At 68.8% G+C, this 23,390-nt stretch carries 20 protein-coding genes; 9 read left to right on the top strand and 11 right to left on the bottom strand.

All coding sequences use genetic code 11. The features are described 5' to 3' along the window. Positions 1–4 precede the first annotated feature (4 nt). Together DKM19_RS33850 and DKM19_RS33845 are read right to left on the bottom strand one after the other, a co-directional pair. The gene (locus DKM19_RS33850; protein ID WP_110701416.1) at positions 5–2,011 is read right to left on the bottom strand and encodes a hypothetical protein; all 2,007 of its coding nucleotides are present in this window, start codon (positions 2,009–2,011) and stop codon (positions 5–7) included. 27 nt (positions 2,012–2,038) lie between these two features. Beyond that, on the bottom strand, positions 2,039–2,347 hold the full coding sequence (locus tag DKM19_RS33845; RefSeq protein WP_110701414.1) for a hypothetical protein: 309 nt from the start codon (positions 2,345–2,347) through the stop codon (positions 2,039–2,041). 416 nt (positions 2,348–2,763) lie between these two features. On the opposite strand from DKM19_RS33845, the gene DKM19_RS33840 reads away from it, so the two are divergent. After that, on the top strand, positions 2,764–3,264 hold the full coding sequence (locus DKM19_RS33840; RefSeq protein ID WP_110701412.1) for a DinB family protein: 501 nt from the start codon (positions 2,764–2,766) through the stop codon (positions 3,262–3,264). A gap of 267 nt (positions 3,265–3,531) precedes the next feature. Here DKM19_RS33840 and DKM19_RS33835 read toward each other — a convergent pair whose 3' ends face one another. The 3 genes from DKM19_RS33835 to DKM19_RS33825 form a co-directional block, all read right to left on the bottom strand. Beyond that, the gene (locus tag DKM19_RS33835) at positions 3,532–5,541 is read right to left on the bottom strand and encodes an NPCBM/NEW2 domain-containing protein (protein WP_110701410.1); all 2,010 of its coding nucleotides are present in this window, start codon (positions 5,539–5,541) and stop codon (positions 3,532–3,534) included. Between the two features lie 14 nt (positions 5,542–5,555). Next, positions 5,556–7,130, bottom strand: a complete 1,575-nt coding sequence (locus DKM19_RS33830) for an alkaline phosphatase (protein ID WP_110701408.1) — start codon at positions 7,128–7,130, stop codon at positions 5,556–5,558. A gap of 657 nt (positions 7,131–7,787) precedes the next feature. Beyond that, positions 7,788–8,705 (bottom strand): LysR family transcriptional regulator, encoded by a 918-nt coding sequence (locus DKM19_RS33825; protein ID WP_110701406.1) that lies wholly within the window; start codon positions 8,703–8,705, stop codon positions 7,788–7,790. A gap of 73 nt (positions 8,706–8,778) precedes the next feature. Here DKM19_RS33825 and DKM19_RS33820 point away from each other — a divergent pair, with 73 nt between their 5' ends. Continuing rightward, positions 8,779–9,846, top strand: a complete 1,068-nt coding sequence (locus DKM19_RS33820; protein WP_110701404.1) for a DMT family transporter — start codon at positions 8,779–8,781, stop codon at positions 9,844–9,846. Position 9,847: 1 nt separating this feature from the next. Here the strand turns inward: DKM19_RS33820 and DKM19_RS33815 are convergent, their stop codons facing one another. The 4 genes from DKM19_RS33815 to DKM19_RS33800 all read right to left on the bottom strand — a co-directional run bounded on the left by DKM19_RS33815 (position 9,848) and on the right by DKM19_RS33800 (position 13,420). Then, positions 9,848–10,831, bottom strand: a complete 984-nt coding sequence (locus tag DKM19_RS33815; RefSeq protein ID WP_110701402.1) for an alpha/beta fold hydrolase — start codon at positions 10,829–10,831, stop codon at positions 9,848–9,850. 103 nt (positions 10,832–10,934) lie between these two features. Further along, positions 10,935–11,111, bottom strand: coding sequence for a hypothetical protein (locus DKM19_RS33810; RefSeq protein WP_162641970.1), 177 nt, complete (start codon positions 11,109–11,111; stop codon positions 10,935–10,937). Between the two features lie 97 nt (positions 11,112–11,208). After that, positions 11,209–12,225: an alcohol dehydrogenase catalytic domain-containing protein gene (locus DKM19_RS33805; protein WP_110701398.1), complete on the bottom strand. Its 1,017-nt coding sequence runs from the start codon at positions 12,223–12,225 to the stop codon at positions 11,209–11,211. A 196-nt stretch (positions 12,226–12,421) separates the two neighbouring features. Beyond that, positions 12,422–13,420: a zinc-dependent alcohol dehydrogenase family protein gene (locus DKM19_RS33800; RefSeq protein ID WP_110701396.1), complete on the bottom strand. Its 999-nt coding sequence runs from the start codon at positions 13,418–13,420 to the stop codon at positions 12,422–12,424. Positions 13,421–13,550: 130 nt separating this feature from the next. On the opposite strand from DKM19_RS33800, the gene DKM19_RS33795 reads away from it, so the two are divergent. Both DKM19_RS33795 and DKM19_RS33790 read left to right on the top strand, forming a co-directional pair. Beyond that, positions 13,551–14,132, top strand: coding sequence for a CGNR zinc finger domain-containing protein (locus tag DKM19_RS33795; RefSeq protein WP_110701394.1), 582 nt, complete (start codon positions 13,551–13,553; stop codon positions 14,130–14,132). Between the two features lie 51 nt (positions 14,133–14,183). Further along, entirely contained in the window at positions 14,184–14,456 is a 273-nt protein-coding gene (locus DKM19_RS33790) for a hypothetical protein (protein WP_110701392.1), read from the top strand. Positions 14,457–14,588: 132 nt separating this feature from the next. On the opposite strand, the gene DKM19_RS33785 is transcribed toward DKM19_RS33790, so the two are convergent. After that, a complete protein-coding gene (locus tag DKM19_RS33785) occupies positions 14,589–16,712 on the bottom strand; it encodes an alpha-L-fucosidase (RefSeq protein ID WP_110701390.1) in 2,124 nt (707 codons plus the stop codon). 725 nt (positions 16,713–17,437) lie between these two features. Here DKM19_RS33785 and DKM19_RS33780 point away from each other — a divergent pair. From DKM19_RS33780 to DKM19_RS33765, 4 genes are all read left to right on the top strand, one after another. Next, a complete protein-coding gene (locus DKM19_RS33780; protein ID WP_110701388.1) occupies positions 17,438–18,853 on the top strand; it encodes a DNRLRE domain-containing protein in 1,416 nt (471 codons plus the stop codon). Between the two features lie 89 nt (positions 18,854–18,942). After that, complete coding sequence (locus tag DKM19_RS33775) at positions 18,943–20,214, top strand: MFS transporter (protein WP_110706181.1); 1,272 nt, start codon at positions 18,943–18,945, stop codon at positions 20,212–20,214. Further along, positions 20,211–21,221, top strand: a complete 1,011-nt coding sequence (locus DKM19_RS33770; protein WP_110701387.1) for a hypothetical protein — start codon at positions 20,211–20,213, stop codon at positions 21,219–21,221. The genes DKM19_RS33775 and DKM19_RS33770 overlap by 4 nt, the downstream gene beginning before the upstream one ends. Before the next feature lie 90 nt (positions 21,222–21,311). After that, a complete protein-coding gene (locus DKM19_RS33765; RefSeq protein ID WP_110706180.1) occupies positions 21,312–21,653 on the top strand; it encodes an MmcQ/YjbR family DNA-binding protein in 342 nt (113 codons plus the stop codon). A gap of 131 nt (positions 21,654–21,784) precedes the next feature. Here DKM19_RS33765 and DKM19_RS33760 read toward each other — a convergent pair whose 3' ends face one another. Beyond that, positions 21,785–22,582 (bottom strand): alpha/beta hydrolase, encoded by a 798-nt coding sequence (locus tag DKM19_RS33760; protein WP_110706179.1) that lies wholly within the window; start codon positions 22,580–22,582, stop codon positions 21,785–21,787. A 593-nt stretch (positions 22,583–23,175) separates the two neighbouring features. On the opposite strand from DKM19_RS33760, the gene DKM19_RS33755 reads away from it, so the two are divergent. Next, entirely contained in the window at positions 23,176–23,388 is a 213-nt protein-coding gene (locus DKM19_RS33755; RefSeq protein WP_110701385.1) for a hypothetical protein, read from the top strand. The last annotated feature ends 2 nt before the right edge of the window (positions 23,389–23,390 follow it).

The raw sequence follows: 23,390 nt of genomic DNA, 5'->3' as shown, positions 1-23,390 counted from the left end.
CATCTCAACCCCATATGCGCAGTTGCTCCTGGGCCGTTTCGTTGACTTGAATTCTGGAAGAGTTCTCAACTTTGATATCAAGTTTTTCGTTGCTGTCCATCCAGCGTTCATAGGCAATCAATTTATTTCCTAGCGACTGTTCCCATTTCGTATCACTGCCGCTGGTCTCGCGTTTGGCCTCGGCGACAAATTCGTCGTAAGTCTTAAGGCTTCCAGTGGTTTTGCTGATGAGTTCAGCAGGCAGATCGTTTGCGGGGTAATCGGCGCTATGGAGAAGGTGTGCCATATCGTATTTTAAGCGCAGGGCGAAGTCTGACCGGTTTCCGGTGGCCTCTTCGACCCGCGTCTCGAAGCTGTCGGCCCACATGTCGAGCAGGGTGCTGACACCGTATGCCTTGGTCAGCTCCCATGTTTCCTGGATGGCGTTATGCGTGAGGACACCCGTCAAGGGAACGCGGTCGATCCCGAGAGAGAGGGTGTTTTTGGTGATGTCGCGGATCAGGTCGTCAGTGGCATCCATCTCGCCACGCACGTCCAGTGTGGCCTTGAACTCCAGACCGGCGAGGTCGCCGAACATCCTCGAAGCGCCCTCGAAGTGCTGGGTCCCGGCTTGCGCGTCCAGGTGAGCCGCCGCCGTCAGTGTGTCGTGGCGGAATTGCGCTGCAGTCTTGTCGAAGTCGTTGGTGAGTTGCTTGTCCCCGACAAAGGTCTTGAAGAAGCGATGAGTATCCCCCGGGCTGAGATAGAACGCCGGGGTCACGTTGGGAAGGGGGGCCCAGTTCTCCGGGAGTGCCATACCGGAACCTCGATAGGCAGCCTTGTCGAAGCGGGCGCCCGAGGCCAGTTCGTGGATGTACGACGTGGCGATGACGACCATGGAGTCTCCGGCGGGTCTCGGCAGGTCGTCGCCGAAGGAGCCCGCAGCCCGTATCGCGTCCAAGGCGAAGGCGGAGGCGGCCGGGCTGTGCTGTCCTGCCTTCTCGGTTGTGGTCTCGGCGCCCGCCTCCATCACCCGGCCGAAGGCGTCGGCCACCTCGTCCCCGGTGCCCGTCCCCTTGGCATAGTCGAGGAACCGCTTCATCTTCTCGACCTGGCTCAGCTTGACGTCTGTACCGCCCATTGTGGCGAACGCGTCCCGCGCCGCGGTACCGTTCCCGGCGAGCACCTCCAGTCCCAGCGCGACCACGTCGGAGGGCAGGCCGTACGCCCTCACCTCGGTGGGGCCGGCCGCGCGCCAGTCCTGTTGGGGCTTCTTCATGAACTCGTCCAGGACCAGGGTGCGGGCCGCCGCGCTGCGCACGTTGGAAGGGGCGTTCGCGCCCTGGAGCAATGCGAGCCGGTTCCACGCGGCGACCTTGCTGCCGGCCGGTCTCACCAGATCGCTTCTGACCTTGGCGAAGGCCGGGACGAGGGCGGGGGCGCGCAGGGCCGCGCCGAGGGCCGTGCTGAAGGCGGCCAGGTCCTGCTTGGCGGTCGTGCTGCCGGTGCTCGCGATGAGACCAGGCAGGCTGTCGCGGACCGTTGGAGACAGCAGGGCGAAGAAGGCGGCGGCGGCCTGGGGGTTCTTCGCGAGCTTGGCGACCTCGTCGGCGTGTTCGTGGATGAGCGCGGCCTGGAGTTCGCCGCCGCGGTTGACGAGGATGTCGTTGCCGTACATGTTCGCCAGGCCTCGGGCGGTCTCGAAGCCTTCCAACTCGTCGGGGAGGCGGACGATCCCCTGCCCGCCCGCCGCCATCGAGGCTGCGCCGCCCGCCCCACCCAACTCCGGGGCGCCCTTGCCCAGGGCGTTTATCAGGTCGATCCGGCCGTGGAGCATGAAGACCTGCGTGCCGCCCCAGTCGGCGATGTCAGCGATCTCCCGCAGCGCGGGGGTGCTGATCCCGTGCTGGCGGAGCTTCCCCTCGAATTCCTTGCTGAACGCGGTCAGCCGGTCCGCCGCACCGCGCAGGGAGGCGGCGAGCTGTCCCATCTCCTCGGGATCGATGCCGCAGAATTCGGCGGTGGGTGCCATGGAGTCTTCCCTTCGCGGTCACGACGGTCATGTGCGCCCGGCCATCTCCCGGCGTGTGGCGTTCGCCTGGGACTCGGTCACCAGCGGAGGATGGCGGCGTAGCTCCTCCTCGATCGCGTCCACCACGCGCTGCGCGAGCCGTCCCAGCCGCTGGTGCCGGTCTTCCAGTTCGGTGGTCCACGTGGTGGCCGTCGGCCCCGTCCAGACCTTTCCCGACCGCATCGCCGAGGAGGCACGCTGGTAGGCCTGCCGTACCTCCTGTGCCCTCTCCTGGGCCTCGGTGAGGAGACGCTGCAGCTTCGCGTGCCGGGGATTGGGCACCATCGGCTCGGCCACGCCGCCCCGTCCTCTCCAGGACCCCGCCATGAAAGAGAAAAATTAATACCACAGTAGATATGGATCGTCTACACCGACAAGTCCCGGACACCGCTGATATCGCATCTCCGTCCCGGAACTACGGGCGAGAGAATGGACGGATCCGATATTTCGGCCATTCCATCCATGCCGGAACGACTGCTCCACTCGACAGTGTCGAGGTAACGGATATCCCTGTTCGAAGAACGCATCGACACGATGGAAATCGCCGCCAAGACCGCCGCATGGGTGTGTTTCATCGCCATTTTCGCGCTGGCCCTCACCGGCCAGGTGGATACGCCCCTAGTACTCCAGCAGTAGATCGTGATCTTCATGCTGGATAGCTGCGCAGCAGCACCGGTCGGGGAGCTGCCCCTGTGAACCGGTAGCGTCTGGACATGACAGTCAGCCAGTTCTCGACTTCTACCGAGCGGGAGGCCCTTTGCGGCTTTCTCGACAAGCAGCGCGCCGATCTGCTTCGGAAGGTCGAAGGTGTCTCTGACACGGATGCCCGCATGACTCCGACGGTGAGCTCGTTGTCCTTGATGGGCCTGCTCAAACACTCGGCCCTCTGGGAGCGCAGGTGGTTTCAGATCGTCGTTGCGGGGCGGGCACTTCCCGGCGAGTGGACCGAAGCAGAGGTCCAGGGCTGGAGAGACGAAGACTTCCGTGTTGACGAGGGGGACACGGTGAAGCACTGGACGGCCTTCTTCGAGGAGCAGGTGGCCATCTCGCGGGGGATCGTCGCGGGCATGTCACTGGAGGATCCGTGCAGTCTGCCCGCCCTGGCGGGCAGGAACCTGCGTTGGGTCCTGCTTCACATGATCGAGGAGACGGCCCGGCACGCCGGTCATGCGGACATCATTCGCGAGAGTCTCGACGGCAGCCGCGGTATATAGCGCTCCTCCGCAAGCTCGACCTGGGGCAGGGGCCTGCTGACGACACGAGTACGGCCACCGTTGATCATCAGTGTGTGGCGCTGGGACCAGAAGGACGCCGAAGAACGGGAGCTCCGTCGCGAGCAGCGGCACGAGAACCGTGAACGAGAGCTGCGTCTCCGGATTCAGCGACCACAGCGGCCGGACCGTTAGTCACGCACTGCTGTATATGCCTGTCGACCTGGACCGGCTCCAGCCGGCCCAGGTCGACAGGATCAAGGCGCTCTCTCAGTCGCAGGTGATCTTCGCGTCCGCGAAGTCGGCGTGGTCCCAGTAGGCGTTGTCGACGCCGTTGGTGGCGACCAGGCGGATGTACGTCGCCCCCTTCACCGAGGCGGTGACCTTCTTCGCGGGCTGGTCACCCGTGACCACGCCGGACCGGGCGGCGAGTTCGCCGTCCGTCCAGACCTGGAACTCCACCGACCCGTGCTTGATCGTCGGCTCGTCGACCTCGTCGTCGACCCCGCCGAGGAACTCGACCGTGGAGCACCGGCCGCCCACGTAGAACTCGACATCCGCGGGGGCGTGGCCACCGAGGCCCTTGGCGTACACCGTGCCCTCGACGGTGAGGGGGCGGCCGTCGGCGGCGCCGCCGTCGCCGTTGCTCCGGTCCCGCTCGACGGACCCGAGGTGGTTGGTCATCACGGTCCACGGCAGGTCACTCAGGTAGGTCGTCCCCGAGGCGGGAGCCCTGCCCGCCAGGACGTCGGCGCCGGAGGTGATCTCGGGCCCGCCCTTCCAGGTGACCCTGCCGCCGATCTGGTAGGTGGTCAGCTGCCCGTCGGCGGGCGGAGTGACCTCCCACGTCGTCTCGAAGACGTCACCGGCCGCGAGGTTCTTCGAGGTGGCGGGGGTGACGGCCTTCGCCTTCCATCCGTCGGGCGGGGTCAGCGAGACGGCGGCCTTGTTGATCTTGTCGGTGCCACCGGTGTTGACGACCCGGGTGATGATCCGGTTGGCCCTGCCGGGTTCGAGGATCGTCGGCCGGTTGTTCCCGAGGAACGAGGACGGGTCGACCTCGAACGTCACCGCGGGCGGGGCATCGGCCCGTCCACCAGCGCTGATCCGGTACATCACCACGCCGTGCGGGGGCACGGCCGCGCCGATGTCTCCCTTGGTCAGGGAGACGGCGCCGGTCCACAGGTCCTCGACCCGGTACTCAGGAGAGGCGGGCAGCCTGAGCCGTCCGGCCGTCGCGGTGATGGTCGCGTAGCGGTTGCTCTCGTTGAACAGCACCACCGCGTGGTCGCCGTTCCGGAGCGGTTTGTCGATGACGTGGTACCAGCCGTCGGTGCTGGTGTAGTGGCCCTGCACCCCCAGGGGGTCCTGGTCGACGGCGATCACCTTGGCGTTGCCGATGATGTCGCCGTTCAGCTTGGCCACGTCGGCCTGAGCGATCAGCGGGGACGCCATGACGGCCCAGAGGCTGAACTGGGTCTGGTACTCCCTGGCCGACATGCCGCCCCGGCCGGCCTGGAGCAGGTCCGGGTCGTTCCAGCTGCCCGGCCCGGCGTACTCACCGCGCAGCATGTTGTTCTCCCAGGCGGTCACCATGCTCCCGTAGGAGTCGGCCAGCGGGGAGGTCACGACGTTGGTACGCCAGGTGGTGGCGACCTGCCTGCCCCAGAGCCACGGGACGGTGCTGCCGTCCTCGTTGTTCATCGCGAACGCGACCGGGTCGCCGAGCGCGTCGCGCATCGGCGGGTAGAGCGTCTGGGCGATCTGCTGGACGTTCTGGCCGGGGAAGTCCGCGGTCGGGATCGAGCACCAGTCGTATTTGAGGTAGTCGACGCCCCAGCTCGCGATCTGCGCCCCGTCGGCCGCCTCGTGCCTGTAGGCGCCCGGACCGCCGCCGGAGCAGGCGGTGGTGCCGGCCGAGTGGCTGAGCCCGAGTTTGAGGCCCTTGCCGTGGACGTAGTCGGCGAGTGCCTTGATCCCGCTGGGGAAACGGGCGGGGTCGGCGACGAGGCCGTCCTGCTGGTCCCGCTGCCTGGCGAGCCAGCAACCATCGATGATCACGTGTCTGTAGCCCGCCGCGGCCAGGCCGTTGCCGGCCAGCGTGTCGGCGGCGTTCTTGATCGCCGCCTCGGAGACGTTGCAGGCGAGCACACGGCTGTTCCAGCCCATGGGCGGGGCGCTGATGGGTGGGGGCGCGGTCCGGGCCTGAGCCGTGGAGGCGACCGGGACGGCGAGCGCGCCGAGGAGGACCGCCAGGGCGGCGGCCGTTCTGCGATACATGGGGGAGGGCTCCGTCAGGCGGGGTTCAGGGTGGGATTGCCGGGCTCGATGACGAAGGAGCCGGAGGTATACGCCGGGGCGTACGGCTCGGAGACGTAACCCAGCGAGCGGAAGTCGACCTTCATCTCCCGCTCGGAGAGAACGGTCCGCACGTAGCCGCGGCGGCCGTTGAAGAACTTCACGTGCGGGTTCTCGGCCAGGAGGGCCTGGGTGTTGGCGGCCGCGTCGACGCCGTCGCCCTCGGAGGTGACCGAGGTGGAGACCAGCTCGACGGCGACGGACGGCGACTCGGGGTCGGCGTAGTCGCGCTTCACCTCGCCCGCCCAGTGGGCGTGAACGTCTCCGGTGAGGACCACGCCGTTGCGCCCGTTGTCGGCGATGGCCGCCGTCACCCGGTTGCGGCCGGCGACGTAGCCGTCCCAGCCCTCGTTGGAGTAGCCGTGCGCCGGGCCGTTCGTCCAGTCCATCTGCATGAAGAAGACCTGCTGGCCGAGCAGGTCCCAGACGGCCCGGGAGTCGCGGAGCCGGCCGCTCAGCCAGGCCTCCTGGTCGGCGCCGAGGATGGTGCGGTTCTGGTCGAACCGGTCGGTGCAGTCGTCGCCGACGGTGCCGGACTTGCCGGTGCACGCGTAGAGGTCGCGATACTGCCGGGTGTCGAGCATGTGCATGTTGGCGAGGGAGCCCCAGCGCAGCGTGTGGTACAGCGACATCTCGGGGCCTTTCGGCCTCTGTGACCGGCGCATCGGCATGTTCTCCCAGAACGCCTGGAAGGCGGCGGCCCTGCGCGCCGGGAACGGCGGATCGATCTGCTCGGGGACGTCACCGGCCCAGGCGTTGTCGACGTCGTGGTCGTCGAAGACCACGGTCCACGGTGCGATCGCGTGGGCCATCTGCAGGTCGAGGTCGGCCTTGTGCTGGGCGTGCCGCAGCCGGTAACCGGCCAGGTCGAAGCACTCCCCGCCGGCCTGGTCGCGCACCGGGTACTTGTAGTCGCCGTACTCGTAGATGTAGTCGCCGAGGAAGGCGATCAGATCGGGGTGGTCCTCCGCCATGCGGCGGTAGGGCGTGAACCAGCCCTTCTGGTAGTCGGCGCAGGAGGTGAACGACAGGTGCAGGTCGCGCTTCCTGGTCCCGGGCGCGGGAGCGGTGAGCGTACGGCCCGCGGGCGACAGCTCGTTCTCCACCTTGAACCGGTAGAAGTACTCGGCGCCGGAGTCCAGGCCGTCCAGCTCGACGTGGACGCTGTGCGCCTCCTCGGGCCTCGCGCTCTCGACCCCCCGCCGTACGATCTTCTTGAACCGCTCGTCCTTGGCGACCTGCCAGTGGACCGGCACCTGCCGGTTGGGCATGCCGCCGAGACCGTCGGGGGAGACGGGGTCCATGGCGAGGCGGGTCCACAGGACGACTCCCCGCGAGTCCGGTTCACCGGAGGCCACGCCCAGCTGGAACACGTCGGTCAGCGGGGTGGGGCGGCTGCCCGTGGATCGGATTCCCGCGCGCACGGGCGAGTTGAGCGCGACGGCGAGGCCCAGGCCGGCGCCGCCGGCCATGAGGGAACGTCGGGTGATTCCCCTGGAGGTGGGGGGCATGCGGAGCGTTCTCCTTACAGAGAGATCAACCGGGTTCGCGCCAGGAGGTCCGGTCAGGCATGGCCGGAGAGGGATACGGCGCGGGTTTCCTTGTCCTGTGGATGCGGCCTGCTGCTCGTCGGCGGTCTGTGGGACAGCCGCTCCGCCGGTGGCCGGCGGGGGAGGGTCACTCGAGCGACGCGCTGCCCCCTGGACGGTCTGGCCGGCGGCCCAGGGCGACGGCTTGCCCTTGATCGAGGCTGAAGACGGGGGCGGCGCGCTCGCACGCGGCCTCGCTGACGTCCGTGAAATCCACCCGCGACATCAGCTCGTCCCCCCAGGAACCGCAGAAAAGTCCATCAACAACGGCGTTCGACCCAAAGCGGGGCCAGTGACCGCTCTGTAGCGACGACCTTGTCTATCGGTGCTTCCCTAACATCTGGTGAGCACCGGCGTAATCAGGCCCAACGGGGAGGCCTACATTGGGACATCCGGATCGAGATCTCCCGGACGACGGTGATCTCTCACGGCTACGGCGGCCCCGCGCCGGCCGCGTACTCAAGGAGTTCGATCGGTGCGCCGGGTCTTCCGCTGATCGGCTCTCGGTCTCCTGCTCCTCTACGCGGTCCGCTGATCGCACCGGAGGTCTACTGGACCTGGTCCCTGGTCTGGCGTCGCTCACAGGTCGAGCTTGTTCACCTGGTCCGTCACGGCTGTCAGGAGGGCGGTCAGTGCGGGAGTGGGTGGGGTGTCTCGGGTGACGGCGACCAGGCGGCGTTTGAGGGTGGTTTCGGCGATGTCCCGGATCGCGAGGGCGGGGTCGTTGCCGGGCAGGGTCAGGGTCGGCAGGAGGGCGACGGCGGTCGCGGCGCGGACGAGTTCGAGTTGGACGTCGGCGTCGTTGGAGCGGTGCCGGAGGTCGGGCTCGTAGCCGCCGAGGGCGCGGCAGGTCCCGACGACCATGGCGTGCTGGCCGGTGCCCTCGGCGGAGGCGGCCCAGATGTCGGATCGCAGGTCGGTGACCGCCACGGGGCTCCCCGGCTGGGCGAGTGGATGCGCGGCCGGCAGCACGATCTTCAGGTGCTCTTCGAGCAGAAGCATGAAGCGGAGTCCGGCCGGGCGAGGGCGGGGGTGGCTGTCGTACTCGTCGCCGATGACGAGGTCGACCGCGCCCAGGCGTAGACCCGGCAGGGACTGTTCGAGTTCCAGCTCGAAGATCTCCACGCGAACCTGCGGGTGCTCTGCCTTCATACGGGCCACTGCCGGGATGAGGAGGCGGCGGGCCGCCGACTGCAGGCCGCCGGCGCGGACGGTGCCCCGGACGTCGCCACTGAGGGCGGCAAGGTCGGCTTCTGCCGCCTCGGCGGCTGACAGCAACACCCGCGCGTGCTGAGCGAGCAGGCGTCCGGCGTCGGTAAGCCGCACACCGCGCCCGGCCTTGTCGAGCAGCCGGGCGCCGACCTCCTTCTCCAGCAGGGCGAGCTGCTGGGAGACCGTGGAAGGGCTGTAGCCCAGAGCTGCGGCGACTGCGGCCAGGGTGCCTCTTTCCTCGAACTCCCGCAGAAAGCGCAGCCGTCGAAGGTCCAGCTCGATCATGCGGGAATCCTAACGAGTCACCTCCGGAAATCATCGCTGGACCCGATGGGTCAAGTGTCCAATCCTTGGGTGCATGGGTGCAGCACTGTGTCTTCTGTCCGCGGCCGGCTTCGGCGCCATGGCGATCTTTGGCAAGCTCGCCTACGACGCCGGCGTCTCCCCCGGGGCGCTGCTGCTGGTGCGTTTCACCCTGGCCGCCGTCCTGCTCGGGATCATCTTGCTGGTGCGGCCGGGGCTGCGCCGCGCCGCCTCCGGTTCTCCCCGGGGTGAGGCGGCCGGTCGGCCGGCGATGACGCGCGGCCGGGTGCTGGCCATCGCCATCGGCCTGGGTGCCATCGGGTACGCCACGCAGGCGAGTCTGTTCTTCTCCGCGCTGCAGCTGATGGACGCATCCCTGCTGGCTCTGATCCTCTACACCTACCCGGTCATGGTCACCGTGGTGGCGGTGCTGCTCGGCCGTGACCGGCTCACCCCCGCGCGCGGAGCCGCGCTGGTGGCCGCCTCGGGCGGAACGCTGCTGGTCCTGATCGGCGCCGGCGGCGTGAGCTTCCACCCGCTCGGGGCGCTGCTGGCCTTCACCTCCGCGATCACCTACACCGTCTACATCCTCGTCGCCGACACCGTCGTGCACCGGCTGGCACCGGTGGTGCTGTCCGCGCTGGTGATGACCGGCGCGGCCGGCACCCTCGGCGCCCGCGCCCTGCTCACCGGCGGCGTCGATCTCGGCTTCGGGGTGTCGGGATGGCTCTGGCTGGCCTGCATCGCCGTGGTCTCCACCGTCGTGGCGATGCTGACCTTCTTCGCCGGGCTCAGGCGCACCGGCCCGTCGAACGCCGCCATCCTGTCCACCTTCGAGCCCGTCGTCACCGCCGCACTGGCCGCGCTCATCCTCGGCGAGTCCCTGACCCCGGTGCAGCTCGCCGGCGGCGCGCTGGTGCTGTCGTCCGTGGCCGTCCTCCAGCTCCGGCGCACCGGCGCCCGCCGCCAGGACCAGAGTTCGCGCCCGGCGTCCAGCCAACCCGGCCCCGGGACCCACCAGACCTCGGATCCGGCACGAGACGGCCACGCCGAGACGGCCGACCTGGCATCGTCCGGAAGTGTCATGAGTTCGGGCATCCGGCACGGACGAGCGGCGGAGTGATTCAGGCGGGCAGGGAGGCGAGCCAGCCGGTCAGGATCTGGTTGACCTCGTGGGCGCGTTCTTGCTGGATCCAGTGGCCGCAACCGTCGAGGAGATGAGAGGAGGCGAGTCCGGGCAGAGTGACGGGGTAGGCGTCGATCGCGTCGTTCATCCAGGTGGTGGAGGCGTCCAGGGCGCCTCCGATGAACACCGACGGTTGAATGATGGGGGCCGCGTCCCACGGAGCGAGGTCTTCCCAGTCCCGGTCCATGTTCCGATAACGGTTGAGTGCCGCGCTCATGCCGGTGCGTTCGAACTCTCCGGCGTAGACGTCCAGGTCGTCCTGGTCGAGCCAGAACGGCAGCGGGCCGGTGGGGAACCTCTCGCGGAGCGTGCCGCCGCGGGTGGTGAAATGAGGGTCGGGCATGCCGGGGGCGGGCATCGTGTCGCCGGAGAGCGCGGCGTAGAACCCGGCCAGCCAGCCGCGGACGTCCGGTTCGATCTCGGCCTCGGCCCGGCCGGGCTGCTGGAAGTAGCTGACGTAGAACTCCTCCTCGCCGCCCATCCGGGCGAAGACCTCGCTGGGCCGGGGCCCGCCCCGCGGCGCGTAGGGGACGCTCAGCAGCCCGACCGCGGTGAACACCTCCGGCCGGACCAGGGCGCTGCCGGCGGCGATGTTCGAACCCCAGTCGTGACCGATGATGATCGCGGTCTCCTCGCCGAGGGCGTGCACCACCGCGACGTTGTCCTCGACCAGTTCCAGCATCCGGTAGGCCGCCACCCCATCCGGCCTGGACGAACGGCCGTATCCGCGCACGTCCACCGCCACCGCCCGGTATCCGGCCGCGGCCAGTGCCGCCAGCTGGTGGCGCCAGGAGTACCAGGACTCCGGAAACCCGTGCACCAACAGCACCAGCGGCCCGGTGCCCCGCTCCACCAGATGGGTCCGGCCCGCCGGAGAGGGAACCAGACGGTGCGTTTCCCCAGCCTGAACTGCCCGCGACATGAATCCCCCCGAATCGAAGCGCTCCTCTGGCGCGTCTCCCAATCATGGGACGGTGGCCCGGAAGCCCGCGAATCCTGTTGCCGCTTCAGCAACAACCTTCGACTCACCCGTCCCCACCAGGATCGATTCCTGCCCCGGCAACGACGACGGACTCTCGGCCGGCGTTGTGTCCGGCGCGGGTCTGCGCGAGGCGGTAGGAGTGGGTGCCGGCTTTGGTGGTCGTTCCGTTGCGGGTGCGGCGGTCGGCGATGACCGCGCGGGGGAGGGGGTCGGTGAACATCCTGGTCCAGCCTCGGAACATGCCGGGCGGGAAGTTATTGATCTACATTGTAAAGCGGGGCGCTCGCGACCACCTCACGAGCGCCCACGCCTCCGTCTCAAGCCGTCATGTCCAGTACGACGCGGAACCGAGCCTGGCCGGACAGCATGTGCTCGTAGGCCTTGGCCGCGTCCGCCATCGGCAGGACCTCGGTCATCGGGTGGATGCCCCGAGCCAGGCTGAACCGGAGGTTGTCCTCGTTGTCGATCGAGCTACCGGTCAGGCTTCCGCTGAGCGTCCGCGTCCCGAAAATCAGCTCCGTGGTCTGCACCGAGATCGGATCCGGCGCCGCCCCCACCACCATCATCCGGCCGCGAGGTGCCAGCCCGGCGATCAGCGGCGACATCGACGCGCCACTGGCCGCGGTCGCGATGATCGCGGCGGCGCCGCCGAGCTTCTGCAACGCCGCTCCGGGGTCCTCGCCGGCACTGTCGATGTAGTGCTCCGCCCCCAGTTTCGCCGCGAGCTCCGCCTTGTCCGTCCCCCGCGCGATCGCGGCGACCCGGTATCCGAGCCTGCTCGCATACTGCAGCCCGAGGTGCCCGAGCCCGCCGATACCCTGCACCGCCACCAGCGCGCCGGGCCGGCTCTCGATCTGCTGCAACGCGGTGAACGTCGTCAGCCCCGCGCACAGCAGCGGCGCCGCCTCGATCGCGGTCATCCCCTCCGGAATCCGCACGAGGGCGCTGGCCCTGGCGAACGCGACCTCCGCGTACCCGCCGTCCACCGTGGTCCCCGTATGCGGCTGGTCCGCGCAGTTGACGAAGTCACCCCGGCGGCAGAACTCACACTCACCGCAGTGACCGCCCAGGAAACCCACTCCCACCCGGTCCCCGATCCGCCAGGCCGTCACCCCGGCGCCGACCGCGTCGATCACTCCGACGATCTCGTGCCCGGGAACGATCGGCGCGGACGGGTCCGCGCGCAGTCCTTCGACGGCCAGGACATCGGAGTGGCAGACACCGCAGGTCTCCACCCGCAGCCGCACCTGCCCCGGCAGCGGCTCGCTCAGTTCACGTTCCACCAGGGTGAAATTGCGTGATCCCGTCAGTTCGAATGCGCGATACGTAGACATAGGTCTTCCTCATTGGTGCGTGGTTTTCCCGGCCGGTCGGAACCGGCCGGCGAAGGATGTCCGGCGAGCGACCGATCGATCGGTCGCCGTCGTTGAGACGCCGGGGCCATGACCTCGGGCGGGTGGCCGTTGAGACGCCGGGGTCCTGACTCCGGGCGGGTGGCCGGCGTGATCGGAGCCAGGGCCCCGGGGCCTCTCAGGCGCTCGCGGTCTTGGGGGCGAAGAGCACCTTGCCCGCGCGCCCGGGGGTGCGGGCGTGGGCGAAGGCCTCCCTGTACTGATCGAGGGCATAGGTGGCCTCGACCGGAACGGTGAGCACGCCCCGGGCGACGAGGTCGGCGAGTTCGGAGTAGGTCTTCTCGATCTCGGCGCGGGGGGCGTTGCGGATCCAGTTGACCAGCCAGAATCCGCGCAGGGTGATCTCGCGGTAGATGAGGTCGCCGAGCGGGAGGGGGGAGGATTCGCCGGTGGTGGAGGAGTAGCTGACGACGGTGCCGCCGAACTCCAGCGCGCCGGCCAGGGCGCCCGGGGTGGTTCCGCCCGCGCCGTCGAGAACGAGTCGCAGACGCGTGCCGCCGAGGGCTTCGGCGATCCGCTCGCCGAGGTCGTCGCCGTCGACGAGGACGACGTCGGCGCCCAGCGCCCGCAGTTGCTCTGCGGCCTCCTCGCGGCGCACGACGCTGAGGGTTCTGACACCGGCGAGCTTGGCCAGGGCGATCACGATCTGGCCGACGGCGGAGTTGCCGAGGTTCTGGCCGATCCACTCGCCCGGCTTGAGGTCGACGTAGCGGTTGAGCAGGATGTGCGCGGTCGCCGGGTTGATCGCCAGCATGGACAGCTGCAGCGCGTCGGCGTCCTCGGGCACGACGACGACGTTGCGGGAGGGGACGACGACCCGGTCCGACCAGGTGCCCTGCTCGTAGGTCGGCAGGATGACGACCCGCTTTCCGACGAGCTCCCGGTCGGAGACGGATCCGGCCTCGAGCACCCGGCCGACGCCCTCGGACCCGAGAGTGCTCGGGATCTCCGGCCGCACGCCGTACCAACCGTTGGCGAGCAGGAAGTCGGCCGGGTTCACCGGCGCGGCCTCGATCGCGACGAGCAGGTCGCCGGCATCGATGGTCAGATCGGGGTTCTTCTCGAGGCGGACGTTGTCGTCGACGTCGCCGATGCCGGTGAGGATGATCTGGCTCATGATTTTTCTCTCTCAGTACCCAGCCGTGCCGTAATCGGCTTCGTTCGTTTGACAATTACAGTTGTAGCACCCTCGGGCGATTTACGTAAAGCTCGTTGCTGAATAGACCATGTCGTCATAGGATGGAGGCATGCCAACGATCACGACACGCACAGACCAGGAGGCGAGTGTCCCCGCACCCGCGGCGGCGCTCGTGGACCTCCTGAACTCGCGTGCCTACGCGATCCACGCGGACAAGCTCGACAATCCCGAGCTGGTCACGGATCTTCTGCGTCCCTTCGGACAGGAGGACGGCGAGCCTTCGCCGCGGCGGCTCGATCTCGTCCGTGCGCTGCGTGCGGATCTCATGGACCTGGTCGCCGCGGGTGACCCCGCCGACGCGGCACAGGACTGGGCCGCCTTCACCGGGCGCACCTCGTCCGTCACGTTCCAGCAGGATTTCTCCACGCCCGGGCACGTACGGCTGCGCCAGGTCTCCGGCGACCCCGTCGTCGGCGGGATCACGCTCGACGTCGCGGCACTGGTCACCGCGGGCACCTGGTCCCGCCTCCGGATCTGCGCCAACGACGTGTGCCGCAGGGTCTTCTACGACACCACCCGCAGCCGTACCCGCCGCTGGCACTCCTACGAAATCTGCGGCAACCGCAACAACGTCGCCGCATACCGCGCACGCACGGCAAGGTCGAGCGCCACGCCCGATGCCCAGCACTGACCCGAATGCCACTGGGTCGAGCCGGGGCACAGTCCTGTCAAGAGAGGTTCGATGTACTTCGTCGCCACCGGAACGATCACCCATCCCGATGAGATCGGTCCGCACATGCCAGAGGAGATCCGCGTGCTCGACGAGTTGCGGGAGCAGGGAGTCGTCAAAGAGGTGTTCCGGCTGGCGGTCGGCTCAGGTGTGATCAACATCTTGGAGGCGGGCAGCCTCGAAGAGGCCCGCGCCCACCTCGGACGGCTGCCCTTTGTCGCCCTCGGTTTCATGAATTTCGAATACGCCGAGGTGGCCAGGCTCCAGCCCTCGCGGGATCGGTGAGAGGCGACGGATCAACAGCCTGCCGTGAACGAACCTCCGGAAGGAGTGAAGGCGTCGGACGTCTCCGCTCCCGCCGGAGGTTCTCCCATCTCAGAGCCAGCCCGACGTCGTCAGTGTCGTGGCCGGGTACGGCTAGGGGGTGACGTCGAAGCGGTCGACGAGCATGTAGGTGCCCGATCGTTTGACGCCGCGCAGGGTGTGCGTTCCCCGAGACAGCCCGCGGACGCTGTGGATGACCTGCTGGGTCAGGCGGGCGCCGCTGGTGGTGTCGACGGTGGCCCGGAGGACATCGTCGAGGTATATGTCCACGAGACCCTGATCGGAGTTGCGTTCCGACAGGTAGTCGATGCCGGTGCCGTTGAAGGCGTAGGTGAACGACGCGCCGTTGGTGGTCGTGTACCGCACGTCGTCGTTGTAGTCACCGAAACCCCGGGCGCTGCTGGTCGCCCAGCCGGTGCTGTAGGTGGCCACGTTGTCGTTGAACCGCTGGATCGTGCCCACGGTGGGATACAGCTGCGACTGCGGCACGATCTGGGCCGGTGTGCCGGGGCTGGCCCAGGCGAGCTTCATGAACGCCTCGCTGCCCCGTTCGGTCTGTTCCAGGCGGATGTCGTAGCGGCGGCCGGCGACGAGAGTCACGCTGCCCTGGTCGACGGCCGCCGTGTGCGGGGTGGTGTTGTCGATGACCGGTTGCCCGTCGATCCAGAGCCGCACGGTGTCATCGGAGGCGGTGGTGAAGGTGTAGCGCTCGGAGTAACGCGGCTCGATCGATCCGGTCCAGCGGCCGGAGAAGTTGTCGACGCCGATCGACGGCGCCGGGGAGCCGCCGAAACGCCACGCGTAGTTGACCGTCGGATCCGTCCGGGTGACCGCCGGGGTGCCGGTGAAAGTGGTGTTGTTCCAGAATTCCGCCCTGAGCCCGGAACCGGTGCCGGCCGCCGTGGGCGCGGGGGTGGTGATGTCGGCCTCGATGACGGTGGCGATGGCGTTGGTGGTGCCGCCGCCGGGCAGGAAGTCGTAGCCGTCACCGGCGGCTCGCACGCTCACGGGTGAGGTGCTGCCGAGCACGCGCGCGCCCGTGACCGTGAACGGTGAGCGCCGGCTGAGGTGCAGGGTGCCGGCCCAGGAGTTGACGATCAGATAGAGCTTGTTGCCCTTACGCGTGACGCGGCCCCAGGACGGCTGGCCGACCAGGCCCGTATGGCCCGCGCCGGTGATCGCCGCCCCGTTGACGGCCATCCACGTTCCGATGCCGCGCAGGCCGTCGGCCTGCCCGGCGGTGACCGCCCCGGTGTCGGTGGGGCCGATGTTGAGCAGCAGGTTGGCGCCGTTGCTCGTCAGGGTCGCCAGGTCGCGCACCATCGTGGTCGGTGACTTGAAGTTGGTGTCCCAGGCCGCGTATCCCCACGTGTTGTTGATCGTCATGCAGGACTCCTGCAGCTGGATCGACGGCGGGGAACCGGCGAGCGCCTGCTCGGGGGTGCCGAAGTCACCGTCGACGGCGCGGCGCTTGCCCACCCGGTTGTTGATGACGACCTGCGGCGAGATGCCGTGGACGAACCGCTCCAGATCCTCGCCGTTCTGAGCCGACCACGGGTTGACGGGGTTGGTCTCGGTCCATTCGCCGTCGAACCACAGCACGGCGGGGTCGTAGCCGGTCACCAGTTCCTGGAGCTGCGCCTTCATCTTGGTGACGTAGGCCGGGAAGTCGCCGACGAAGTCCGGGTCGTGCCAGTCCCAGATCGAGTAGTAGAAGCCGAGCTTGATGCCGTTGGCGGTCGCGGCGGTCTTGAGCTCGCGCAGGAGGTCGCGGGAGAAGCCGGAATGGTCGCGGAGGTTCCACCGGTTGACGGCGGTGGGCCACATGGCGAATCCGTCGTGGTGCTTGGCGGTGATGACGATGTACTTCTGGCCGGCCTGCTTGGCCAGCTGCACGATGGCGTTCGCGTCGAACGAGGCGGGGTTGAAGGTGGCGGCCTTCGCCTCGTACTCACTCCACGGGATGTTGCACTGCCGTTTGATCCACTCGACCTCGCGACATGCGTTGTACTGGCCCTTGTACATGGCGTACGTGCCGAAATGGATGAACATGCCGAAGCGCGCCTCGTCGAACCAGCGGGTGCGCGATGAGCTCAGCGCGTCATCGGAGACGTAGTTGTCGCCGGGCGCGGCGCTCGCCGGCGACGGCGGCATGATGCTCGTCGCCGTCAGTGCGACGAGCAGGGACAGGGCTGCTCGTAGGGATGTCGACCGCATGGAGTCCTCTCTGGTTCCTGGATGCGATCAGTTCGCCGCCGCGTGCACGCCGCTACAGGCCGAAGCGAACCAGACGAAAATTTCGGTGCCTATTGATCTCCCGAAACATCCGATCTGTCAAGGGAAAAATCGGGGTTTTTAGGGAGCGGTGTCAACGCTCACGCTCGACTTGGCAGGTCATGGCCTGGATTGACCGTGACCATGCTGCGCATACATGGGATGCCTCTGGGGTGGCTGCCGAGGATCGCAGGGATGGTCGCCTACGTTTCGGGTCGGCAAAGGGGCTGGAACGGCGAGAGACGACCGCTCCGAGGCGGTTCTCGGGGGCCGCGACCGACGCCCTCCGGAAGAGAGCCGACGCCAAGGCGGTGACCGAGGACGACCTGCGGAACCCCGCCCTGGAGATCAAATTGCGCGGCTACTCCCGGGAGCGGGTGCCCGCCGACCTTCTCGCGGTGCCCCGCGTCGTGGGTTTCGTCAAAATCTGTGCGTCAAGCGTGTCGGGCGGCCACGGACGGTGCCTGTTCGTGGTGTCATGCCTTGCTTCGGCGTCCGGTGGCCACCGCCGATGCCGGAAAGTTTGACAGGCCGAGTCGTGATCTTCTTCCGTTCACCGAGCGGCCATGATGCAACCTGCTCTCCGCCATGCCGCCGTATCGACACGTATGTACGTTTCGTTGGCCCCCAAGACAACCTCCATCGCAAAGTATGGGAGGGCTTCGACAATGTTCAGGCGCAAGATCGCTATCGCGATCGCTCTCGTCGCCGCCAGTGTGACCACCGTGGGCGTCGTCGGCGTGTTCGGCGATACCTCGGTCGCATATGCGGCAACTACTACCTTGACACCTGTCGCGGACACCTACACCGACAACAGCCTCGCCACGACCAACTACGGCACCTCCGGCCAGCTCGGTGTGGACAACTCGCCGATCAAGCGGATGTACCTGAGGTTCAACGTCTCCGGCCTCACTGCGGCGGTCAGCGGCGCGAAGCTCCGCATCCACACCGACGACGTCTCCGGTGCGGAGAGCAACAGCGGTGGCACCTTCACGTCGATGAGCAACACCACCTGGTCAGAGACCGGCGTGATCTGGAACAACCAGCCCGCCGTCGACGGTGCGACCCTCGGCTCGCTCGGCGCGGTCGTCCGGAACGCCTGGTACGAGATCGACGTGAGCTCATACGTCAAGGGCAACGGCGCCTTCAGCATCGGCGTCACCTCCTCCAGCACCGACGGCGCCGACTACGACTCGCGCGAGAGCGGATCCACCGCCCCGCAGCTGGTGCTCACGACCGGCACGTCCTCCACGCCCACTCCCACCCCCACGCCCACGGCGCCGTCGGGCGACCCGGTGCTGGTCGGCGCGGGCGACATCGCCAGCTCCGGCACCGGGGACACCGCGACCGCCGCCCTGCTGGACGGCATCCCCGGCACGGTGTTCACCGCGGGCGACGAGGCCTACCCCGACGGCTCGGCCTCGAACTTCTCCTCCTACTACGCTCCCACCTGGGGCCGCTTCAAGTCGCGCACCCGTCCGGTCGCCGGCAACCACGAATACGTCACGCCGGGCGCCTCGGCCCACTACAACTACTTCGGCTCCGCCGCGGGTGACCCGGCCAAGGGCTACTACTCCTACAACCTCGGCAGCTGGCACGTGGTGGCGCTCAACTCCAACTGTTCATCGGTGGGCGGCTGCAACGCGGGCTCGGCGCAGGAGAAGTGGCTCCGTTCCGACCTCGCGGCCAATGCCAAGGCGTGCACGTTCGCCTACTGGCACCACCCGCGCTTCACCTCCGGCTCCAACCACGCCCCCGACCCCTCGGTGGGGCCGCTGGTGCAGGCGCTGTACGACAACAACGCCGACGTGATCGTCACGGGCCACAACCACCAGTACGAACGGTTCGCCCCGATGAACCCCAGCGGGCAGCTCGACAACGCGCGCGGCCTCCGGCACTTCGTCATCGGAACGGGCGGAGCCGGCCTCTACAGCTTCGGCACGATCCTGCCCAACAGCGAAGTCCGTAACAACAACACCTTCGGAGTGGTGAAGTTCACCCTCCACTCCAACAGCTACACGTGGCAGTTCGTGCCCCAGGCCGGCAAGACCTTCACCGACAGCGGCACCACCGCCTGTCACTGATCGCTCTCCGTCTGCCGCACGGCGTCGTGCCCGGTGTGCTCCCGCACGCCGGGCGCGGCATCCGCAACCCCGGGAAGGTGTGCACGCCCGTGTATCTGTCCACGATCCGCCGTCCGAAGCCGGACGCCGGCACAGGCGAGGCCGGCCGGCGCCGCTGGGGGGCGGTCGGCACCAATGTCTTCGCGCTCGGCACGGTCAGCCTGGTCACCGACATCTCCTCCGAGATGGTCACCGCGATCCTGCCGCTCTATCTCATCATCGGCCTTCAGCTCAGCCCCGCCGCCTACGGCGTGGTCGACGGCGCCTACACGGGCGCCACGGTGCTGCTGCGACTCGTCGGCGGTTACCTGGCCGACCGGGTGCGCCGGCGTAAGGCCGTGGCCGGTTTCGGCTACGGCCTCTCCGCGGTCGCCAAGCTCGGCCTGCTCGCCGCGGGCGGATCGGTCGGCGCGATCGGCCTGGCGATCACCGCGGACCGCGCGGGCAAGGGCCTGCGCACCGCCCCCCGCGACGCGCTGATCACCCTGTCCACCCCGCCCGCGCAGCTGGGCAGGGCTTTCGGGGTACATCGGACGATGGACAGCGTGGGCGCCTTCCTCGGCCCGCTGGTCGCGCTGGCCGTGCTCGCGGTGGCCGGCCAGCGTTACGACGCGGTGTTCGTCACCAGCTTCTGCGTCGCGGCGTTCGGGGTGGTGATCCTCGTACTGTTCGTCCGGGACCAGCGAGGACCGGTGCCCCTGGCGGGAGCGGTCTCGCCGCGCCAGGCCGCGGGCCTGCTGCGCATCGCCGGCGTGAGAAGGATCCTGCTCGCCGCCGGGCTGCTCGGGCTGGCCACCATCGGTGACGGCTTCGTGTATCTCCTGTTGAGGGACCGGGAGGACCTGGCAGGCGTCTGGTTCCCGTTGATGGCCGTGGGCACCAGCCTGGCATATCTGCTGCTCGCCGCCCCCCTGGGAGCGCTGGCCGACCGCATCGGCCGGCTTCCGGTGACCCTCGGAGGCTACGGCGCACTGGTCCTGGTGTATCTGGCGCTCCTCGGCCCGGTCGGCGGGTGGCCGCTCATCGTCGCGGTGCTCGCGCTCTACGGAGTCTTCTACGCCGCCACCGACGGGGTGCTGATGGCACTGGCGGCGCCGCTCATGCCCGAACGCCTGCGCACGACCGGGCTCGCCCTGGTGCAGACCGGCCAGGCGGTGACCTACGTCGGCTCCTCCATCCTCTTCGGCGCCGCGTGGCAGTTCTGGGGTCCCACCGCCGCGTGCGCGCTCGCCGCCCTCGCCGGGGTCATCGCGATCATCGTGACGGCGGCCCTCCTGTACGGCGTCAACCGGCCGGCCGGCGTCGTGGAGGTGACGTCATGAGCGGGCTGAGCATGCGCGCGCGGGGCGCGATCGCCGGTTCCGCGGCCGTCCTGCTGGCCGTCGTGGCCATCGGCTACACCGTCAGCGCCCATCCCGGCCCGGCTGTCACGACCTCGAGTACGGCTCCGGGCACGGCGGAGGCCGGCGCGGCTCTCGGCGACGGCCCTCGGCTCCGGGTGCTCAGCAACGGTGTGCTGTCCGCCGTCTCCCTCCAGGACCCGGGCGGTCCGCGGACCCTCACCTCCCAGCGGTGCGACCGCGCTTTCGCCGCCGGGGACACCATCGCCTGCCTGCGCCCGGTGAATCCGCTCGGCGCCACCCAGCTCGCGATCCTCGGTCACGATCTCCGGGAGCGGCGGTCGATCCCGCTGACCGGGTTCCCCAACCGCCTCCGTGTGTCCGCCAGCGGCCGGATGGTCGCCTGGACGCTGTTCATCGACGGCCATTCCTACGCCTCCGGGGGCGGGTTCTCCACGCGCGCCGGAATTCTCGACACCCGCACCGGCACGCTGGTCGACTCGGTGGAGACGTTCGCGGCCACCGTCGACGGCCGGCCGTACCGGGCGGCGGACATGAACGTGTGGGGTGTCACCTTCACCAGCGACGACAACCGGTTCTACGCCACGATGTCCTCCGGCGGACACCGCTACCTCGTCGAGGGCGACTTCGCCGCCAGGACGTTCCGGACCGTGACGGACGGGGTCGAGTGCCCCTCCCTCTCCCCGGACGGCACCCGCATCGCGTTCAAGGCCGCCATCGGCGGGGATCCCGCCCGGGGCTGGCGGCTGTCCGTGCTGGACCTCGCCACGAAGAAGACGGTCGCCCTGGCCGAGAGCCACAGCGTCGACGACCAGGCGATCTGGCTGGACGACCGGACCGTCGCCTACGGGCTGCAGCGCAGCGACGGCACCAACGACGTGTGGGCCGTCCCCGCCGACGGCACCGGCGGCCCCCGGCTGTTCGTCTCCGGGGCCAATTCCCCCTCGGTGGACGGCTCCGGCGTCTGACCCGGTCAGGACGGGGGCCGCGAGGCCGACCGGCTCCCGTCCGCCGTCGCCCGGGGGATAAATGTCGGAGCGCTCTGATACATGTGGGCCATGGGTGTGAGCATTGGTGAGTTCCTGAAGATGCTGGACGAACTGCCCGAGGTCGAGCAGGGCGACGGCGGCAGCTGGATCTCGTTGAAAGTGCGGGGCAAGGGCTTCGGCTACCTGTGGGAGAAGACCGCGACCGTCGGGCTAAAGGCGACGATCGAGGAGCAGATCGCGCTGGTGGCGGAGCGCCCGGAGGTGTTCGAGGTCCAGTTCACCGCCGGCCGGTTCGGCTGGGTCGTGGTGCACCTCGGGAAGATCGATTCAGAGGAGCTGTTCGAGCTGGTCACCGAGGCCTGGTGCCTGACGGCGCCCCGGCAGCTGGTCGACGCGCACGAGGCCGGTTAGACGCGACGCGGGCGGAGCCGGCCGGGCCGATCGTGGGTGTCGTTACGGTGCCGGTGGCCGCCGGGCCGAGGTAGGGGCGCCGCCTGGCGGGTTCGGCCTTGCGGGCGGCGCTCCAGTCCTCCATGGGGCACTCAGAGTGCCTGTTCCTTGAGCCAGCTCAGGGAGGTGTCGGCGACCTCGCGCCAGCCGCTGTCGATGGTCAGGGAGTGCGCCTTGTCGGGGAAGTCCTTGATGTCGGTGACCGCGTGGGAATGGCGATACTGCTTCAGGGTGGCCCTGGTGACGGCCTCGGGCACGGTGTGGTCCTTGCCGCCCATGATCAGTAGCAGCGGGCCGCGCATCTCGTTGTCGGTGTCGACCTTGGCGGGGGAGTGCGGGTTGAAGTTGGCGGCGGCGGCCTCGAACAGCGGCTTGCCCGGCGCCGGGATCGCCCAGCGCTCGAACAGGGCGTCGGACTCCTCTTCGGAGACGGCGTTGCCGAAGGCGTAGCGGAACTGCTCGGCGGTCAGCGAGACGGCCCGGTGGTTGTTGGCGGGGTTTTTGAACACCGGCAGGGTGGAGCGCAGCGCCGACAGCGGCAGCGGCAGCACGCCCTTGATCTGGGCGGCGTCGATGGCGATGGCGGCGGCCGCGAGGTCCTGTCCGAGGAGTTTCTGGGCGATCATGCCGCCGAAGGAGTGCCCGATCAGGATCGGCTTGACGGCGAGGCCGTTGATGATTTTGGTGTAGTGCTCGACCACGTCGTCGATGCCGTGGTCGGCGATGCTGTCGGGGTTGGCGCGAGATTCCTCGACGGTGTCGGAGTCACCGGGCCAGCCCGGTGCCAGGGGCTCGTAGCCGGCTTCACGGAAGAGTTCGACCCAGGGGTTCCAGGAGGTGGCGTGCAGCCACAGTCCGTGGATGAAGATGACCGGGGTAGGGGTCGTCATGATCGCCTTTCGGGTCGGGCCCGGAGCGCTGTCCGTGGCCCTTGTGGTCATGGACTAGGGCAAAACGGTCACATGTCCCCTCGTCGGGGATGGAGCGTCGTGCTCTAGGAGAGGCGGCGTGCCCTACGATCTGCCGTCCGTATCGACCGCTGTCTGCTCATGGCAGACCGTACGGAACACGCCGCCCGCCTCGCGAGCGTCATGTGACGGTATTTCCGAGCGCCACGTGACTGTCCGGCGCCGCCTGCCGACGCTCGGCGAGGTCAGGCCGGTGGGAGAAGGGTGATGCTCGGCCCGGATCACGAGGTGATCCCCAGTCCGGGGAGGGGCCGATGAGGGTTCGGGCCGGCGGTCCGGTGCGCAGGCCCGGGAAAGGGTCTATGAGGGTTCGGGCCGGCGGTCCGGTGCGAGTGGTCCGCGGCGCAGGCCCGGAGAAGGGTCTATGAGGGTGCGGGCCGGCGGTCCGGTGCGCAGGCCCGGGGAAGGTCCGATGAGGGTGTGAGCCGGCGGTCCGGTGCGAGCGGTCCCTGGGGCAGGAGATGCGTGCCGTCGGGCATCGCGGTCCTCGTCGGCGAACGGCTAGGATCCCGGCCATGGCGGGTATCAGGCTCATGCCGTCCGGGTTCGGTGCCGTTGCACCGGTGCCGGCTCTCGGTGTCGTCTCCGCTGAGGGCCGTGTCATCGTCCCCGGCGAGGCCGTCCTCACCGGGAAGGACGAGGCCGTCCTCATCGGGAAGAGCGTGGGCTCCGCCGCCCGCGGTTTCCGGCCCCTCGCCGGGCGCTTCGAGCAGCTCGGGCGGTGGTAGCC

Origin of the sequence: Streptosporangium sp. 'caverna' (assembly GCF_003203775.1) — a bacterium.
GTDB classification, from domain to species: Bacteria; Actinomycetota; Actinomycetes; order Streptosporangiales; family Streptosporangiaceae; genus Streptosporangium; species Streptosporangium subroseum.
The sequence above is the reverse complement of the archived record's forward strand: the minus strand, read 5'-3'. Positions and strand labels throughout refer to the sequence as shown.